14 protein-coding genes are annotated in these 17679 nt (G+C 47.0%); 10 read left to right on the plus strand and 4 right to left on the minus strand.

The window, feature by feature from the left end:
• Positions 1–118 precede the first annotated feature (118 nt).
• The 3 genes from L3C95_RS17490 to L3C95_RS17500 form a co-directional block, all read right to left on the minus strand.
• Positions 119–1114 carry an alpha/beta fold hydrolase gene (locus L3C95_RS17490; RefSeq protein ID WP_236389428.1) on the minus strand — a complete coding sequence of 332 codons (996 nt, stop codon included), beginning with the start codon at positions 1112–1114 and terminating at the stop codon, positions 119–121.
• A gap of 279 nt (positions 1115–1393) precedes the next feature.
• Positions 1394–2143, minus strand: a complete 750-nt coding sequence (locus tag L3C95_RS17495) for a M57 family metalloprotease (protein WP_236389429.1) — start codon at positions 2141–2143, stop codon at positions 1394–1396.
• A gap of 270 nt (positions 2144–2413) precedes the next feature.
• Complete coding sequence (locus L3C95_RS17500; RefSeq protein ID WP_236389431.1) at positions 2414–3157, minus strand: SDR family oxidoreductase; 744 nt, start codon at positions 3155–3157, stop codon at positions 2414–2416.
• A gap of 93 nt (positions 3158–3250) precedes the next feature.
• Here L3C95_RS17500 and L3C95_RS17505 point away from each other — a divergent pair, with 93 nt between their 5' ends.
• From L3C95_RS17505 to L3C95_RS17515, 3 genes are all read left to right on the plus strand, one after another.
• Complete coding sequence (locus tag L3C95_RS17505; RefSeq protein ID WP_236389432.1) at positions 3251–3820, plus strand: Crp/Fnr family transcriptional regulator; 570 nt, start codon at positions 3251–3253, stop codon at positions 3818–3820.
• 103 nt (positions 3821–3923) lie between these two features.
• The gene (locus L3C95_RS17510; protein ID WP_236389434.1) at positions 3924–4658 is read left to right on the plus strand and encodes a carboxypeptidase-like regulatory domain-containing protein; all 735 of its coding nucleotides are present in this window, start codon (positions 3924–3926) and stop codon (positions 4656–4658) included.
• Between the two features lie 331 nt (positions 4659–4989).
• Entirely contained in the window at positions 4990–5733 is a 744-nt protein-coding gene (locus tag L3C95_RS17515) for a lysophospholipid acyltransferase family protein (RefSeq protein ID WP_236389436.1), read from the plus strand.
• Between the two features lie 131 nt (positions 5734–5864).
• Here L3C95_RS17515 and L3C95_RS17520 read toward each other — a convergent pair whose 3' ends face one another.
• Positions 5865–8615, minus strand: a complete 2751-nt coding sequence (locus L3C95_RS17520; protein WP_236389438.1) for a putative LPS assembly protein LptD — start codon at positions 8613–8615, stop codon at positions 5865–5867.
• A gap of 238 nt (positions 8616–8853) precedes the next feature.
• Between L3C95_RS17520 and L3C95_RS17525 the strand changes: the two genes are divergently transcribed.
• The 7 genes from L3C95_RS17525 (at position 8854) to L3C95_RS17555 (ending at position 17658) form a co-directional block, all read left to right on the plus strand.
• Entirely contained in the window at positions 8854–10509 is a 1656-nt protein-coding gene (locus tag L3C95_RS17525; RefSeq protein ID WP_236389440.1) for an N-acetylmuramoyl-L-alanine amidase, read from the plus strand.
• Between the two features lie 217 nt (positions 10510–10726).
• Entirely contained in the window at positions 10727–11725 is a 999-nt protein-coding gene (locus tag L3C95_RS17530) for an MlaD family protein (protein ID WP_236389441.1), read from the plus strand.
• An 8-nt stretch (positions 11726–11733) separates the two neighbouring features.
• Positions 11734–13773, plus strand: coding sequence for an OstA-like protein (locus L3C95_RS17535; protein WP_236389444.1), 2040 nt, complete (start codon positions 11734–11736; stop codon positions 13771–13773).
• A complete protein-coding gene (gene nhaA, locus L3C95_RS17540; protein ID WP_236389445.1) occupies positions 13770–14909 on the plus strand; it encodes a Na+/H+ antiporter NhaA in 1140 nt (379 codons plus the stop codon). Before L3C95_RS17535 ends, nhaA begins: the two co-directional genes overlap by 4 nt.
• Positions 14910–14979: 70 nt before the next feature.
• On the plus strand, positions 14980–15438 hold the full coding sequence (locus L3C95_RS17545) for a hypothetical protein (protein ID WP_236389446.1): 459 nt from the start codon (positions 14980–14982) through the stop codon (positions 15436–15438).
• A gap of 50 nt (positions 15439–15488) precedes the next feature.
• Positions 15489–16010 carry a hypothetical protein gene (locus tag L3C95_RS17550; protein WP_236389447.1) on the plus strand — a complete coding sequence of 174 codons (522 nt, stop codon included), beginning with the start codon at positions 15489–15491 and terminating at the stop codon, positions 16008–16010.
• A gap of 103 nt (positions 16011–16113) precedes the next feature.
• A complete protein-coding gene (locus L3C95_RS17555; RefSeq protein ID WP_236389448.1) occupies positions 16114–17658 on the plus strand; it encodes an NAD(P)H-hydrate dehydratase in 1545 nt (514 codons plus the stop codon).
• The last annotated feature ends 21 nt before the right edge of the window (positions 17659–17679 follow it).

Consider the following 17679-nt stretch of genomic DNA (forward strand, 5'->3'; position numbering starts at 1 on the left):
GGTGAATCATTTTAGAGACACAAAGTTACTGCTTACCGTGTTCATATACAACGACAAAAGACAGCGGGCGCCTCCATACAAGAATGCGCCCGCTGCTTTCATACTTAAATCCTGTATGTTAAATTTTTTGTTCCTTCGCCCACTCTTCAAAAGCTTTGTAAAACTCTTTCGGTTGTTCTATCCATGGCAGGTGTCCGGCGTCCTTTACAATCACCAGTTGCGATGTGGGGATACGCGCATGTATCCGCTTTGCTTCCGACTCAACGCCGCAGATAAAATCTCCGTCACCAACTACCACCAGTACAGGCACCTTGATGTTGTGCAGGTCATCCAGCAGATTCTTACTCCGGAAGATCTTTGATGCATCTGTGTAAGCATATGCCTTATCGCTGACCTTCAGCTTAGGTAAGGTGTGCATTACTTTTGGATTGGTAAAATACAATGGTAATATCACCTCCAAAAACTCGTCCATGTTGCGTTTCACGGTATCCTTACCGAAGAATGCGGCTTTCGCTTTTTCAAACTCAGGACCGTTCCTTTTTTCTGCGATGACTTTCAGCATTTCCGCCTGCTGGAGGCTGTCATACAATGCCATAGCATCCAGTGCAATGATACCATTTACATTATTGTTGTGCAGTGAACCATAGTTCAGTACCTGGTATCCTCCACCGGAATGTCCTGTCAGCCATACCTTTGACTGTCCCAGGTATACTCTTAGTGAATCCATGTCATTCACGAGGTCCTGATCGGTATATTTTGTCGGATCATCAGGGCCGGTAGACAGACCGCTTTTGCGGGTATCGTAATACACCATTGTAAAATGTTTCTCAAAAGGCGTCAGTGAACGCATGTAGTCCACATGCGCGCCCCATCCCGGAGATGGCGCCAGGCACACAGGCCCTTTACCAGAAACATAATAATGCAGTTTAACACCGTTTACATCGGCAAAATGCTCGCCTGCAGACAGCCTATGCTGGCTGAATGCATAAGCGCCAGAAAAAAACAATATGAACAGGCAACAAACTAACTTTCTTAAAGCAGTGGTATATCCGGTCACATTCACACTCCATCTACGCCCTGTTGCAATGGAGTTAAGGGCAATAAAATTACTCATCAGATAAAACTTTTATTCGGAGCGTGAAGTTACAGCGAAAGCTAAGCGCTAAGTATCCCCAAATCCGGGTACTTGTTGTACATGTTATGGGGATATAACAGAAATGGTATACGCCGTTCCGGAGTTGTTCGAGCTAGTGAATGGTTTGCAGGAAGTATCAACAATAAATGAAGACGGCGGGAATTGCTGAACGATGATAAGCCTTTATCAGTTTATCCGGATAAAAAGAAGGTGTATCAGACGTTTGATACACCTTCGCGTTTTCACATAGTTATGTTATCAGGGGTATAAAGCCACTGCTGCCTGTTTGTCTTTTGTAGACAAAGTAGTTGCGCCGCTGCCACACTGACCTCCGTTCATGAGAGAAGCAGCGTCAGTACCGCCTACGCCAGGAACCGGTGTAGCGCTGGACTCGCCAATGGCAGACCAGTTAGTATGTCTGAAAGAAACGTTATGTCCCATTTCATGGCAGATGGTGCGTGCACGTTGTGCAAAGCTGTTACCTGCGATTTGTGTCTTGTTGATCCTGATGGTGCTGCCTGCTCTTCCACCGGAAGGGAAAGTACCCTGTCCGCACACACCAGACCCCAGGTTACTGTTTACAATGATTACATCATAAGCACCGGATGTAACTACTGTCCAATTGATAGAGCAGCCGGATATGGCATTCCACTGTGCTGCAGCAGAGTTAATTTCTGACAGCATAGAGGTCATAGAGGCGTCTACCATCAGGCGGATATTAGTTACATTGGTTGCTGACACCAGGCTTCCGGTATAATACTGTTCAGGTCTTACTTTTTCCTTAGGTACTTCCATATTCTTAGGGAAGATAATGTCTTCTTCAACAATAAATTCATTCGCGTTTTCTACAATTTTGTCTGATGGAAATCCCAGCTCATGGATGTACGCCAGTACTTTTTTAGCGTTGTCAGATGTTGTTTGGGGTTCGCCTGCTGGTACGTCGGCCGACTTCTTACAGGCTGCAAAACAAATGATCAATAGCAATAGGGGAAAAAGCATGTTTTTCATGTTTCATTTGGGTTTAAAGTGAAAGATTAGGGTAAAAAATAAAGACGGTATACAATAGTGCTCTCAGTACGTTTTACGTATTACAGGATTTAAAAAGGATTTAGATTTTGGTTGACAGATACGGGTTTTAACAATAATACAATTTTTTCTCTATCATCAAAAAACATTTAATTATCCCCCTGTGGCAGGATATCAGTGGAAATTATTACCGGCCGGTAACGCTATACTTAAATTGTCAGCTGAAAGAAAAAAGAAAAAGGGGTAGTATGATCAGATCAATACTGCACCGCCGTCAACAGTTAATATCTGTCCGGTGGCAAATTGTTGTTTCATCATATACACGAATGCCTGTGCAATATCTTCTGCTTCGCCTATACGTTTCAGCGGCAGCGCATCTCCTACTGAAGTATACAGATTGTTACGATCTTCCGCCGACATACTGTTCCACAAGTTAGTCCTGATCACACCGGGCGATACCTGGTTCACACGGATGGGCGCCAGTTCCACAGCCATGGCCCTGGTAAAGCCTTCCATAGCACCACAGATACTGGCTGCTATCCCCCACCCTGCATTAGGCCGCGGACTGGCAATACCACCAACAAGATTGATAGAACCGCCTTTGTTGATATGAGGCGCGCCGTACTTCACTGCCGCCAAAGCACCCCAGTAGCGCAGATTAAAGAAAGCATGCGCCTGTTCCAGATTAGTGTCGCTGATGTTGTTTAGAACAATGTTCTCACCGGCAGTATATACCAGGTGATCAAAGTTTCCTGCCTGTTCGAAGAGGGTTTTAATGTTCCCTTCCTCTGACAGGTCGATGGCATAACCTTCACTACCTGCCGGTAGTCTGGTCAGTGCCTCATTGATACGCTGCTGATTACCCGATACAATGACAACCTTAGCGCCTTCTGCAGCCGCAGCGATAGCGGTTGCAAGCCCAAGTCCGGAGCTACCACCCAATACAATAACCTTCTTTCCTGTTAATGCCGTTTTGTTTGTTTGTTGACTTTCCATAATTCATCATTTTGATACATCAAAGGTCGGAAGCACGCAACCGCCGTTATTTAACAAATGGTAAAAAACGATTTCAATCCCGATATTTGTTATATGGACAATCAGCTGCTCAATCACCTGCAACTTGGTACATTACTGTCGGCAGACGACCAGCTTGCAATACTGGATGCTTTTGAATACCGGACGTATAAAGAAGGGGCAACATTATTTCAGTCAGCGCACATCTGCAGACAACTATTCTTTGTATGTAAGGGCATACTGCGGATACTGGCACAAAGTGAGAATGGCAATGAAGTAACACATTACTTTATCAGTGAAAACCGTTTCTGTACGATACTTAACAGTTTCATTAACCGGGTGGTAGCACATGAAACGATCGAAGCGGCCTGCGATGCCGAAGTACTATCCATAGACCGGGCGGCGCTGATGGATCTATATGAGAAGTATCCGGCTTTGAAGACTGCTATTGACAATTCCATCCAAAAGACGCTGCTGGAAAAGATCAACACCCGTAATGCCTACCTGGGCTACGATTCCAGTGAGCGATACCGTTTATTCCTGGAACGCCAGCCGGATATTGCCAACAGGGTTTCACTGGGCGACATTGCCTCTTACCTGGGCATCACGCAACAGTCACTCAGCCGTATCAGGAGGAAACAGTAGTTGCCCGTTGGTCCTTTGTAAGGACCCGTTCATCTAAAATGAAATGTTAATATATTCCCTTGTTCTTGCTTATATATTACTCCTGTCTTAGATTGGTCCTGAAATGAATAATAAAAGCCTCTTCCTGAAAACAGCCCTGTTTGTAGTATTGGTCCTGCTTGCCGGGATAAGCAAAGCGCAGGTCCGTACTGTCTACGGAACGGTATATGAGCGTTCGGCCCGTTACGGACTGCCGGGCGTAAGTGTGATAGGCAGTTCCGGTGCGGGGGCCGTTACAGATTCCCTGGGGCGCTACAGCATCAAACTACAACTCACAGACTCTATCAGCTTTTCCTATCTGGGGAAAGCCACGATGAAGATCCCTGTAAAAGAGGCCCCTCTTAACCGGCCATTCGATATGAAGCTGCATGTGGACGTTACCACGCTGCCCACCGTGGAAGTACAGGAGAAAAGGAAAAGTTATCAGTTAGATTCTTTAGCCAACCGGGAGGAGTACCGCAAGGTATTTGATTATTCACCGGAATACATCTCTTCAGCCGCCGGCGGGGTGGGCGTTAATCTGGATGCCCTGTTCAGCATGAGAAAGATCAAAAGAATGGAGGCCTTCAGAGAACATCTTATACAACTGGAACATGAAAAATACGTAGACTACCGGTTCAACAAGACCCTGATACAAAAACTGACAGGTTTACAATCGCCCGCCCTGGACAGTTTCATGGTACAATACCGGCCAACATATGAAATGCTGCAGAACTTCGAAACCGAATACGAATATTACAAATACATCCGCGACTGGGGCAACTATTACCAACAGGTATGGAAGCAGGATCATCCTTAGAAAGTCTTCATTATTTCTTTCTGATTTTCCCCAAACATACACGTTCGCGCACCTGACCAACTTGTCTCTTCCCTGGCAAATGGGAGAGTCGAGGGTTCGAAACCCTTCAACCACCCCAAATACGAAAGGCGACCGGGAAGTGTCCAGTTCTTAGTGCCCTTATACCCCTATCCGGAGGGACTGTTTACTAAAATCTGTATCCGCTGCAAGATGTACCTGATGAACACACTATTGGCCATAATCCGGTTATAAATTTAAGACTTGCTATATATAGTGGATTCTAACTATATTTATGTACGAATAAGGGACTAAAGAATAATTGCTACAGATTATGAAATGGCTAAAGAATCTCCTGGCCAGGTTGTATACCGTTTATGCATTGATCGTGTTTATCTGTACTATGCTGATCATGCTGCTGCCCATGTGGCTGGTATCGCTGCTACCTTCACCGCGCAACATCCGCTATTTTATGGCTTTGGGGCGGGGCTGGATGCACGTGTATATGCCGCTGATATTTTGTCCTGTGCGCAGAAAGGGAATGGAGCATTTCAAATCTAAGGAACCCTACATTATCGTTTGCAATCATAACTCGATGATGGACATCCCCACCGTTACTTATGCGATCCCGGCCGCCAACAAAAGTCTGGGGAAAAAGGAAATGGAAAAGACACCCATCTTCGGGATCATGTATAAAGTAGGTACGGTGCTTGTAGACAGAACTGACCCGGAAAGCCGTAAAAGGAGCATACCGGAAATGAAAAAGGTATTGCAGGAGGGAGTACACATGTTATTATATCCCGAAGGCACCCGGAATAAAACAGATCAGCCCCTCAAATCCTTTTATGACGGCGCCTTTACTCTGGCCATCGAAACCGGGAAACCCATTCTCCCGGCAGTTATTTTTAATACCCGTAAAATACTACCGCCAGGCAAGGTCTTTTACGCCCTTCCTCACGCCATAGATATCCATTTTCTGCCCCCAATATACCCCAACGGAAGCACTCAGGCAGATATGGAATCATTGAAAGAAAGGGTTTTTAAAACGATGTGGGAGCATATCGAACAAAACTGGTAAGAGGTCAGGTAACAGTGTCCAAGTGCGATACCGGGACATTATTATTAATGCCGCCATCCGCTGCGGACGATATGTTCGCAGCCGGATGTACGCCCGGGCGCTTGCAGCCCCGGGTGCCTTGAGAAATGACGTTATAAATCGTAGAACGTTCGTGACCGGTTGAGTCTGAGGTCACGAAGAATACCCGATTTCGGACTGATCGTAATGCTGAACTGACGGTAGGTACCGATCGGGATCAGGTTGATAGACATTTGCCAGCAGTGGAGGTCGCGTGAGATGTATACATTCGTATATGCCAGCTTATTCTCCAGGAAGTTATAACCACTGTTCACCCCTATCTTCCACTTAGGAGTCAGACTGAAATCACCGTTAAAGCTAAGGTACTGGGTAATGTTCGTCACCACACCTCCCGAATCGGGAATAATGCCTTTGCTATAGGTTAAGCTATAGGAAAGATCCAGCTTCCACGGAATATCAAAATCCACATATTCTCCCGGATTCTTTCTGAGCGCCTGCAGCTGACGTTGTTGTGCCTGGAAGGCAGCGTCCGTGCTCTGCTCATTCTCTATATTGTTGAGTTCCTGTTCTTTAGCCTTGCTTTTCTTGTCGCCCGACTGGAAAGAAGTGCTCAACGCGATATTGGCACTGGTAAGACGGCCCAAACTGAATTGACCTTCCTGCCATACGAACCGATCCAACCTTCTTCCCCTGCTATTTACTACATAAGGATCGATAGTACCGCCTGCCGTGATATTCAGCTTATCAAACAGGTTAGTACGGGCATAAATATTAAAAGTGGACAATTTGAAGCTGTCTGCCAGGAAGTTATAGGAACCATTGATCCCAAAACCATCCAGCAGTTTGATCTTTTTCTCTTTATTGGCAGAGGTATCCTTTTTCGAGAACACCTTCATTTCCAGGTTATTATCCAATCCGAAGGAAATGGACGCAGCCCTTCCTTCTGAAGGTACTCCGACGGAAGAACTGGTGAAATATGACTGCCTTACTATCTGGGTATCTGCAGTATATCGGAGGTTATAGTAAGCATTACTTGCCAGATCGGGCGCGAAGGAGGCGCTGATGGTTGGCCTCATAACGTGCCTGATGGCCTTGATCTTTGAATCCTTGCCAAACTGGTACATACCATAGAGGGCAGTAGACAGTGATACACCGGCGCTGGCCTGTCTGGCAGCATAAAAACCTGACTCATAGGTAGTATCAATACCACCCAGGGAGTCAATACTAACACGCTTTTTCGAATTCCAGGACCTGATCGTCTTCTTGGTAAACCAATATTCTGAATAACTGATGGACGGAGAAAAAGTGAAATTCTTAAATACCGGTATGGAGAATGAAATAGGAATCGCGTGTTTTACACCTGACTGTAACGCATCAAACATCCTTGACTTACCGAACAAAGAATCCTTAAAGGTGACGCTGTTATTCAGGGTACCATTATATCCGATCCCCAGTTTATGATACCATTTTGCCCTGCCTACCATTTCTTTCGGCTGGAAAGGATAGATGGTATTCATGGTAAAGGTGGCAGACGGGAATGATATATTCACATCGCGGGTACTCAGGTTCTGCGAGTGCGTAAGGCTGGAGGTAAAGTTGAACGGTTTTCCCTGCCAGCTCTTCGAGAAACTGATGGAAGATCCTAAGTTATTATTTACACGGGATGAGTAGTCATACACGTTGAAGGTATTATAGGTGGACGTACCAAAGTTTACGCTGGCGCCGAAGGTAACACCAGGGCGGGCCTTGCTGTCCATACTATGGTTCCAGGTAACACGGAAGTCACGTGAGCGGCTAAACTCAGTTTTAACGGCCGGGTCACCGAAGCGGGTATTGGCAAAACTCAGCGTCATGCCACCATTATAGTGGTACCGCTTCCGGTAGGTAGGACTGGCCGTGAGGGCCCAGCTACCATAAGAGTAGATCTCACCACGCAGCGTCAGGTCGAAATTATCGCCGAGCCCTATATAATAACCACCATTTTCCAGACCCATCCCCTTCTGTGCGTTCACGACATAACCGGGCACCAGGATACCGGACTGTTGTCCGTGGGTGATCGGGAAGATAGCAAATGGTATAAATAATGGTGTCGGCACGCCTTCGATTTCCAGGTTGGCCGGACCGGAGATCACCAGCTTGTCGGGTATCACCTTGATCTTTCTGGCCCTGAACTGGAAGTGAGGTGTGTCCAGGTTACAGGTAGTATATCCGTTCCTGAAACCGAAGATGCTGTTGTCTGGTTCGCGTTTTGTCTGCTCACTGGCCACAAAGCCTTCCCCATATTGTGAACGGGTATTGTAGATCTTTGCCCGTTGTGTGGTAATATTATATCTGAGTGTGTCTGAGTCGAATGCCTGCCCGTTATCATCGAGCTGCGGACGGCCATAGGGCTTGCCGGCGGTGTCCTGGGCGGTAGTCGCTTCCATGATGCCGGTAGCCTGGCTATAGTTCATGCGTTCAGCAGAAAGGGTCGTTTTCTTATACTTGGTATTGGCAGTACCATAGAAATAAAAGCGTTTATCCGGCACCACGAGAACGATCGAATCCTTAGCTTTATAGGTGATAGGAGCATCCAGGCTATCTTTGGAGAGTTTAGGGACAAACATACTGTCAGTACCTGTAAAATCCGTTGACACCGGAATACTATCGGTCACCTCCTCAGGCTCCGTAACTGGCCTTAATGTTGTATCTTTTCCCCGGGAGGAAGTATCAGTTCTTGGAATGGGCACGGTGTCTTTTGGCACGCCATCTGTGAAACTTTTGTTAAAACTCTCATAGGCATCTGGCGCAGGAGTTGCGACAGCCGTTATTATGAAAGGAACGACAATTAATATACCGGCAAAAACCAGGTATATCTGTCGCAAAAACTTTTTATAATTATTTTTGTGATTCAGGTGCATGTGTTAAGCGGGCACAAACCTACAAGTTTTTATACAAATTATTATCAATTGTAAAACGAAAATGAGTGCCAGGCCAAACAAGCATAGGGTCATTTATCGCGACCAAAATACGAACGACTATTTAACAGTCAAAGCCGAGGCTGCGATCTTTGAACAATTTAACATACTACTAACGCCCATAAAATATAATAAAAACTGAGTCATGCGCTGGAACCGATTTTGGATCTTTTTGGGATGTGCCATCTTTTTAGGGACTATCCTTCTTTATGCAACGAACCGAACTGTCATTGGAAAAAAGCAAAATCCTCCCCTCAGAACTATCGTCATTGATCCTGGCCATAGTGCCCAGACTCCGGGAGCCCGGGGTAAATATTCCACCGAAGAGGAAGTTGTGCTGGATGTAGCGATGCAGCTGGGAAAGCTGATTGAGGCAAATATGAAGGATGTACGTGTAGTGTATACGCGTAAAACCAGGAATGCCCTGGCGTCTACCCTTCGTGCCGATCTGAATGAAAGAGCGATCATCGCTAACAGGGAAAAAGGAGATCTTTTTATTTCAATTCACTGTAACTCAGCAGGTCCGACCCGTCGGGTTACTGGTTACAAAACCGTATATGTTAAAAAAGGTAAGCGTAAAGTACCCGTGAAAAGGGCTATTTACGCCACCTCTCCCAGTACCGCCCAGGGTACCGAAACCTATGTATGGGCTACCGGAAAGAACAATGCCAAGACAGAATCGCTGAAAGAAAGCTCTGTGATCATGCTGGATGCCAATTCTGAAGACGCCAATTCAGTATTGGACATGTCTGATCCCGAAACCTTTATATTATTAAATACACTTCGCAACGCCTACTTTGACCAGAGCCTCCGTCTTTCCACACTTATCGAAGACGAGTTCTCCAGCGTGGGACGTATCAGCCGTGGCGCCCGTCAGCGTGATGAAAAAGGTATCTGGGTACTCCAGGCTACCGCTATGCCAAGCGTACTGGTGGAACTGGGCTTTATCAGCAATCCGGAAGAGGAAGATTACCTGAACTCTGCTGCCGGCCAGCAGGAAGCTGCCAGCTGTATCTTTAAGGCCATCAAACGGTATAAGGAAGAACTGGGCCGTTATAGCGCTCCGGAAGACCGCCAGACCGCTCCATCGACAGAACAGCCGACCATGGAGGCCACTCCTATCAGCTATAATTCACCGAAATCGAGGAATAATGGCAGGAAAACGGCTGCAGGTGCAAAATCACAGGCAACTACCAGCACTACTCCCCGCCAGGTGGCGTCTTCCGCTAAATCCAGTCAGTCAGCCGCTAAAAATCCATACAAATATGATGTGCAGCTGCTGGTCAGTGATAAAAAATACACCCGCAGCGCTGCCATCTTCAACAAGCTGAGAGGTACCATCCGGAAGGAACAGGTGGTGATGAACAGTAAGAAAGTAAATAAATACAAATACATCTGGGGCAGTTTTAAGTCCAGGTCTGAAGCTACTGCTGCTTTGCGTCAGGCAAAGCAGCTTGGCTTCAGGAAAGCTACGCTGATGGGCCAGGACAATGAAGAGGTACAGCTGGCAGCAGCTAAGTCGCCCGCGCGGACGACCATCCCCAAGGTCAGTTTTAAATATGACGTCCAGTTGCTGGTCACCGACAAGAGATATACCCGTAGCGCTCCCATTTTCAAAGGCTTACGAGGCACTATCATCCGTGAAACTGTCGTGATCAACCGCAAATCGCTTAATAAATATGTATGGGTGAACTTCAAAACTGAAAAAGAAGCCAACGCCGCACTGAACAAAGCCAAGAAAGCAGGATTCTGGAATGCTTCCCTGGTATCCGCAGATAACAACCGTATCGCCAGCCGCTAAGAGCCCCGCCAGTATAATTAACCCGACATTACCCCCGTATTACCCCTCCCCCATCGTTTCCTTTTAATATATTACTTTACTTTTTCTGCTGAAAAGCTGCATATTTGTCTGCCGTTAAAAGAACAGGTACCCGGATTCCGTATCCGCACCAGGGAGCAGGACCATGATTGCCCGCAACCTTTTTTGATTATTTTTGCAGCAACGTATAACGTAATCTATGTTTAAAGTATCGAACGAAACCAAAGTCGGCGTTCTTGCAGCCGTCTCGATTGCTATGCTGATTTTGGGTTTTAATTTGTTAAAGGGTAAAAGCCTTTTTTCAAAAAGTAAGAAGATTTATGCCGTATATACACAGGTAAATGGTCTCCAGCCCTCTAACACGGTACAGGTGAATGGCCTCGTAGTTGGTAGTGTATCCAACCTGGAAATTATGGATAAGAATGCCGGCAGGATATTGGTTGAACTCAGGATCACCAAAAAAGTCGACATCCCTCAGAACTCTGTAGCCCGTATTGCCAGCGACCTGTTAGGCTCTAAAACTGTACAGATCGATTTTGGTAACGCGAATGCCTATCTCGAAGACGGCGATACTATCTATGCCGCCGTAGATGGTTCTATTACTGATGCGCTCAAGGAACAGCTAAGCCCATTGGCAAAAAAACTGGAGGTAACACTCGGATCTGTTGATTCTGTGCTCCTTACCGTAAACTCTATCTTCGATCCGGGTACCAAGGGTAATCTGCGTGAAGCAATCGCTCACCTGAACACCACCATGGGCAATTTCACACGTACTTCCGCATCCCTGAACAATATGCTGGACCCTCAGCATGGGAATGTAAAAGCTACGTTTGATAACCTGGAGGCATTGACAGCCAACCTGAAAAACAACAACGACAAGATCAACGCTATACTGGGCAACGCGGAGAAAACAACTGCCGCCCTGGCTAATGGTCAACTCGATAAAACATTGCTGGAAATGCAGCAAATGGTGGCACGCCTGAACGAAACAATTGCTAAATTGAACAATACGGATGGGTCTATCGGTTTGATGCTGAACGACAAGAAAGCATATAATAACCTGCAAAATTCGCTTGGTAGCCTGAATAAATTGCTGGAAGACCTGCGCGTAAACCCGAAACGTTACGTGCATTTCTCGCTGTTTGGCAAAAAGTCTAAAGTACAGCCCATACCATCTGATACCGCTAAGGCACTATGATCTTGAAAATGCAGCAATTAGTAAAATGCGGGCTTATCCTGACAGGGCTCTTTCTCGGCAGGTTATTTCCGGCTACCGCGCAGGAGACACAGCCCGCGGGAAGGGACTCGAACAATGTGATCCACATCATTCAGTCGGACAAACTGAATGTGCTTACCAAAGACAGTGTGCAGCTGAACCGGTTTATCGGTAATGCCATTTTCCGCCAGGGTAATACCTTATTTTATTGTGATAGTGCATTGATCAACAGGGCCTCCAATATACTGGATGCCTATGGTCATATCCACATTAATCAGGCAGACAGTATCCACATCTACGGAGAATATCTCCATTATGAAGGCAATACCAGGATGGCTACCCTGCGTGACAATGCCCGGCTCACCGATGGTAAGGTCACCCTCTCCGGCCCTGAACTGCAATACGACATGAATGCCAGGATCGGTACTTATGTCAAAGGGGGAAAACTCGTGAACGGCAGTAGTGTGCTGACCAGCCAGGAAGGATACTATTACGCCGATACCAAAGACGTATATTTCAATTACAATGTACTGTTGGTAGATCCGGAATACACACTCAGCACAGATACCTTATTATATAATACCCAAACCAAAATAGCTACTATTGTGGCCCCCACGACCATCAATGATGGTAAGACGGTCATGTACGCTACTTCGGGAGAATATAATACCGAAACAGGAGAAGGTAATTTCGACAGCAGGCCTACCATTGAAGATAGTACTGCTACCATTACTGCAGACAGGATCACGATGGACAAACGCACCGGACTGGCCTACGCCACCGGCAACATGGTGTACCGCGATACTGCGCAGCATATGACCCTCCTGTCCAACTACGGCACTGTTAATCAGACAGAAAAGACGATACTCGCCACCCAGCATCCGCTCATGATCCTGGAGCGGGAAAAAGATACACTCTACCTGGCCGCAGATACACTGTTTTCCGGCGTGCTGAAAAGGGACACCTTTACGGTGGCTCCTGTACGTACTTCGGCAGACAGTGCGGTATTGGCAGACAGCACATCAAATATGCCTGACTCACTGCGACAGCCGCTGAGTGATTCAACAGAAGCCCTGGTGGCAGATACTTCCGCCTTTGCGAAAAAACTGAAGCATGCACTGGCGCCGGGCGATAGCAGCAAGGCGTTGGTCCCGGCAATGGTAGTACCAAAAGATTCAGCGCTTATTACATTAAAACCCAATGCTGTTGGCATTCTCAAAGATACCGCCAAGGCAATGGCTATCCTCCGCGATACTACCAGGGCATTGAAAGCTGACAGCATCGTACTGTCTAAAGACTCGGCAGTGATCGGACTGAAATCCAAAGCACTGGCACTAAAAGATTCACTGCAACAGCCACCTGCGCTGGCTTTGGAAGCTGATACAAGTGCAGCAAAAGATACCAGCGAGATCAGGTATGTACGTGCATGGCATCATGTACGCATCTATTCCGATTCCCTGCAGGGAGTAGCAGACAGCATCTACTATTCCAGCAAGGATTCCATCTTCCGCTTTTACAGGAACCCGGTGCTGTGGGCTAATGAGACACAGCTTAGCGGGGACACTATATTCCTTTATACCAAAAATCAGAAGGCAGACAAACTGTTGCTTGATCAGAATGCCCTGCTGGTAAAAGAATCCGATCCGCAATTGTACAACCAGATCAAAGGCAACCAGATCACGGGTTATTTTGCAGGTCAGGCACTCGACTGGATGCATGTGGATGGTAATGCAGAAAGTATCTATTACGTCCGGGACGATGATTCTGCATACGTTAGTGTGAACAGGACCCTGAGTGGTATCATCAATATTTATTTCAGAGAAGGAGAACTACATTCTATTTCTTTCATTAAAGATCCTGAAGGAACGATGTATCCTTTCACGCAACGCCCGTTGGACCAGATGCAACTGGAGAATTTCCACTGGGACATCAGACGGAGGCCTAAAAGTAAATATGAGCTGATGGGCACCATGGGCGATGTGAAAATAAAAGAAGAACCACCGGTACAAAAAACAGAAGACGACTTTTGATAAAGAGATTATTATCACCCATTCACGAGTTCTTAAAGGATAGCCGGGCAGTAGGGATCGTATTGATCATCTGCACGGCTATCTCACTTATACTCGCTAACTCTCCCTGGCAAGCGTCCTATATTGCCAGCTGGGAAACCATTGTACATATCCCCATCCCACAGCTTCATCTGCCACATACCATCCTTCACTGGATCAATGACGGCCTGATGGTTCCTTTCTTTTTCCTGGTAGGAATGGAGATCAAACGTGAGGTGACTATCGGGGAATTATCTTCCATCCGCCAGTCTATGCTACCGATACTGGCTGCCCTTGGCGGTATGGTCTGCCCTGCCCTGATCTTTACCCTGTTCAACGGCGGCACACCATTCGCGAACGGCTGGGGCATTCCCATGGCGACTGATATCGCATTCTCACTGGGTATTCTTTCCCTCTTAGGCGACAGAGTACCGTTATCACTGAAGATCTTTCTGACGGCATTAGCTATTATAGATGATCTGGGGGCTATTCTTACGATCGCTATATTTTATACCGCCAGCATACAACTGGGCTATCTGCTGGCTGCAGGTATTATTCTTATCCTGCTCATCGTCCTGAACGTTTGTAAGGTGCGTAAGCTGTGGTGCTATTTTATTCCCGGTATCATACTCTGGTATTGCATTTACAATTCCGGCATCCATGCCACCATTGCAGGCGTGCTGCTGGCCGCATGTATCCCTTTATCCAAAGTTTCCCGGCTGATCCACTGGCTGCACGACCCTGTCAACTTCGTGATCATGCCTGTTTTTGCACTATCCAATACGGCTATTGTTTTTCCACCGGATATGCTTCAAACCTTCAACAGCAGTATCAGTTATGGTATACTGGCCGGGTTGGTGTTGGGCAAACCCCTGGGGATCTTCCTTTTCTCCTATATTGCCACCCGGCTTAAACTGGTTGCCTTACCTGAGGAGGCTACCTGGACAAAGCTGATAGGTATCGGGGTGATTGCCGGTATTGGTTTTACGATGTCAATATTTATTTCAACCCTGGCTTATAGTTCCGCAGAATGGCAGATTATCTCCAAAATAGCGATCATTGCTGCATCTCTGCTCGCCGGCATCATAGGTTATTGTTATTTAAGGTTATCAAAATGACCGGTTATTTACAATATAAAAAATAATAATCTGTATCTTGGCATCGTTATTGCCATTGCATTGCAATACAATGAAAAAGCGCCTTTTCATAACCCTGCTGCTTGGAATGGGTATTCATACAGTGAATGCTCAGACAAAAGGTAATCCGCAAGTGGGATTGCGTCTTGGTTTGCCCTTCGGAGGTACCGCACGTTATTTTTTTGACGATGCGAATGCCGTTGAGGGTATTGCCGGCGTTTATTCCGGGACCTTTACTGTAACCGGCCTCTATGAGCGCCATTTTGATCTTTCGGCTCTTACAACTGAAGGTTTCGGATGGTATATCGGAGGCGGGGCACATATGGGAACATGCAAAACGGATGGGAATGTGAAATTTATAGCAGGCGTAGATGGCATCGGGGGAATTGATTATACTTTTCCAACGCTGCCACTGAACCTGAGTCTTGACTGGAAACCGGCTATTCACTTCAACACTTCCTCCGACCTGACGGATTTCGCTGTGTCCGTACGGTATACTTTTGGGAGATAACAGCAGAGAAAAACGAGAAACCTGAAACCAATTCTTAAACAGTAACAAATATGAAACAACTTGTGTTATTATTTAGCCTGTGTGCAATGATGGCAGTACAGGCAAATGCACAAAGACGTGGTGCAAGCGCATCATCCAATTATCAGACAGCTGTAGGTATACGCGTGAATCCCTGGCTGGTAGGTGGTACTATTAAGCACTTCATTGCAGGCCCCCATGCGATAGAAGGTTTGATCACCACTAACGTAAGCAACAGGAGCAACGTAACCTTTACCGGCCTGTATGAATATCACATCGCCCCATTCCCTAAACCAGAGTTCCGCCTGTATTTCGGTGGTGGTGTTCACCTGGGTATTTATGACCGCTATGACTATGACCGTGAACGTTGGGATAGAGATGGCAAGGGCACCTACGTTACGCCGGGTATGGATGGTATCGTAGGTCTTGAATACAAATTCAAGAAGATTCCTTTAGTAGTGAGTGGCGACATCAAGCCTTTCTTCAACTTCACCGGCGAGACCAACTTCATCGGAGAAGAAATCGGAGGTGCTTCTGTGAGATACACCTTCTAACCGGGGAACAAAATAATATTGAAAAAGCGATCATGCCTGACAAGGGTATGGTCGTTTTTTTTTGCTTATATTTATAAGCTATGCCCCTCGGCGGATACTAACTATGAAAATATTCACAGCTCAGCAAATACGCGATGCAGATGCCTATACAATAAGGCATACTCCTATCAGCAGCCTGGATCTGATGGAGAAGGCAGCCATTGCATGTACGGCATGGATCTGCCGTCATTATAACGAGGAGACGCCGGTCTATGTCTTCTGTGGTTTAGGCAATAATGGAGGCGACGGCCTCGCCATTACCCGGCTGTTGCGTAACAGGGGATATAATGCTGTTGCATTCATTCTTCACCACAGTACCAAAGCTTCTGATGACCATACCGCCAACCGTCATGCATTACAGCAACAATATCCGGCAGCTGTTCACGATATTCCCGACAATGGCATTCTCCCTCAGCCAGACCAGAAAGCCCTGATCGTGGATGCGATCCTCGGCACGGGGCTGAGTCGCCCGGTAGAAGGCTGGATAGCCGGTATCATCCAGCAGCTGAACGATCTGAAAGTGCAGCATGAAATCGTGGCTATAGACATGCCATCGGGATTGCAGGCGGATGCTTCTTCAGTAAATACACCCGTTATAAAGGCAGATCACACGCTGAGTTTTGAGTTTTATAAACTGGCCTTCCTCCTGCCTGAAAACGCAGCCTTTGTGGGGGAAATATGCATTCTTTCCATAGATCTGTCACCGGAATATATTGCGCAAACACCTTCGCGTTTCAATATTACGGACGCCTTCCAGGTACGCAGCATATACCGGCCGCGCAAACCATTCTCCCATAAGGGTACTTTCGGACATGCCCTGCTGATAGCCGGCAGCGAAGGCAAGATCGGGGCGGCAGTATTAAGTGCCAAAGCCTGCCTGCGGGCGGGTGTTGGATTGCTGTCCTGCCACATTCCCAAATGCGGGTACCAGATCATGCAGATCTCCGCGCCGGGAGCCATGTGCTTTATTGATGAACAGTATGACCACAGCTCCGGCTTTCACAATCATGTGCTCACGCCCGAAGCGGCAGCGAAGTATAAGGTCATCGGTATCGGTCCGGGACTCGGCACCGCCGCCGGCACCTGCTGGGCACTTGAAAAGCTGCTGGACCACTACCGTCAGCCAATGGTGATAGATGCTGATGCTCTGAATATCCTCGGTTCCACCCCTGCCCTGCTGAAAAAAGTACCGGCAGGTTCTTTACTGACACCACATCCGAAGGAATTTGAGCGCCTTTTCGGCAAAACAGCCAACGATGTGGAAAGACTGCGGGTATTGTCTCAAAATGCCGTTGAAAGACAACTGAATATCCTGCTGAAAGGCCGGTATACGGCTATGGCCTTCCCTGATGGCGCTATCTGGTTCAATGCCACCGGTAATCCGGGTATGGCTACCGGGGGTAGCGGGGATGTACTTACGGGTATACTCACTTCTCTGCTGGCACAGGGCTATAGTGCGCAGGAGACCATGCTGCTTGGCGTTTACCTGCATGGCCTTGCCGGCGACCATGCCGCAGCAGTGCACTCAGAAGAAGCCATGATAGCGGAAGATATTGTTGAGTTCCTCGGAAAGACCTTTCTGGAAATACGCAGATTAAAATCCTGTTGACCTGTTTTTTTACCCACATCA

The sequence above is a fragment of the Chitinophaga filiformis genome (assembly GCF_021646545.1).
In the GTDB taxonomy this organism is placed as follows: Bacteria; Bacteroidota; Bacteroidia; order Chitinophagales; family Chitinophagaceae; genus Chitinophaga; species Chitinophaga filiformis_A.

Coding starts and splice junctions, on each gene's coding strand:
- L3C95_RS17490 (WP_236389428.1), bottom strand. CDS start 1,114: ATGAGTAATTTTATTGCCCTTAACTCCATTGCAACAGGGCGTAGATGG.
- L3C95_RS17495 (WP_236389429.1), bottom strand. CDS start 2,143: ATGAAAAACATGCTTTTTCCCCTATTGCTATTGATCATTTGTTTTGCA.
- L3C95_RS17500 (WP_236389431.1), bottom strand. CDS start 3,157: ATGGAAAGTCAACAAACAAACAAAACGGCATTAACAGGAAAGAAGGTT.
- L3C95_RS17505 (WP_236389432.1), top strand. CDS start 3,251: ATGGACAATCAGCTGCTCAATCACCTGCAACTTGGTACATTACTGTCG.
- L3C95_RS17510 (WP_236389434.1), top strand. CDS start 3,924: ATGAATAATAAAAGCCTCTTCCTGAAAACAGCCCTGTTTGTAGTATTG.
- L3C95_RS17515 (WP_236389436.1), top strand. CDS start 4,990: ATGAAATGGCTAAAGAATCTCCTGGCCAGGTTGTATACCGTTTATGCA.
- L3C95_RS17525 (WP_236389440.1), top strand. CDS start 8,854: ATGCGCTGGAACCGATTTTGGATCTTTTTGGGATGTGCCATCTTTTTA.
- L3C95_RS17530 (WP_236389441.1), top strand. CDS start 10,727: ATGTTTAAAGTATCGAACGAAACCAAAGTCGGCGTTCTTGCAGCCGTC.
- L3C95_RS17535 (WP_236389444.1), top strand. CDS start 11,734: ATGCAGCAATTAGTAAAATGCGGGCTTATCCTGACAGGGCTCTTTCTC.
- L3C95_RS17545 (WP_236389446.1), top strand. CDS start 14,980: ATGAAAAAGCGCCTTTTCATAACCCTGCTGCTTGGAATGGGTATTCAT.
- L3C95_RS17550 (WP_236389447.1), top strand. CDS start 15,489: ATGAAACAACTTGTGTTATTATTTAGCCTGTGTGCAATGATGGCAGTA.
- L3C95_RS17555 (WP_236389448.1), top strand. CDS start 16,114: ATGAAAATATTCACAGCTCAGCAAATACGCGATGCAGATGCCTATACA.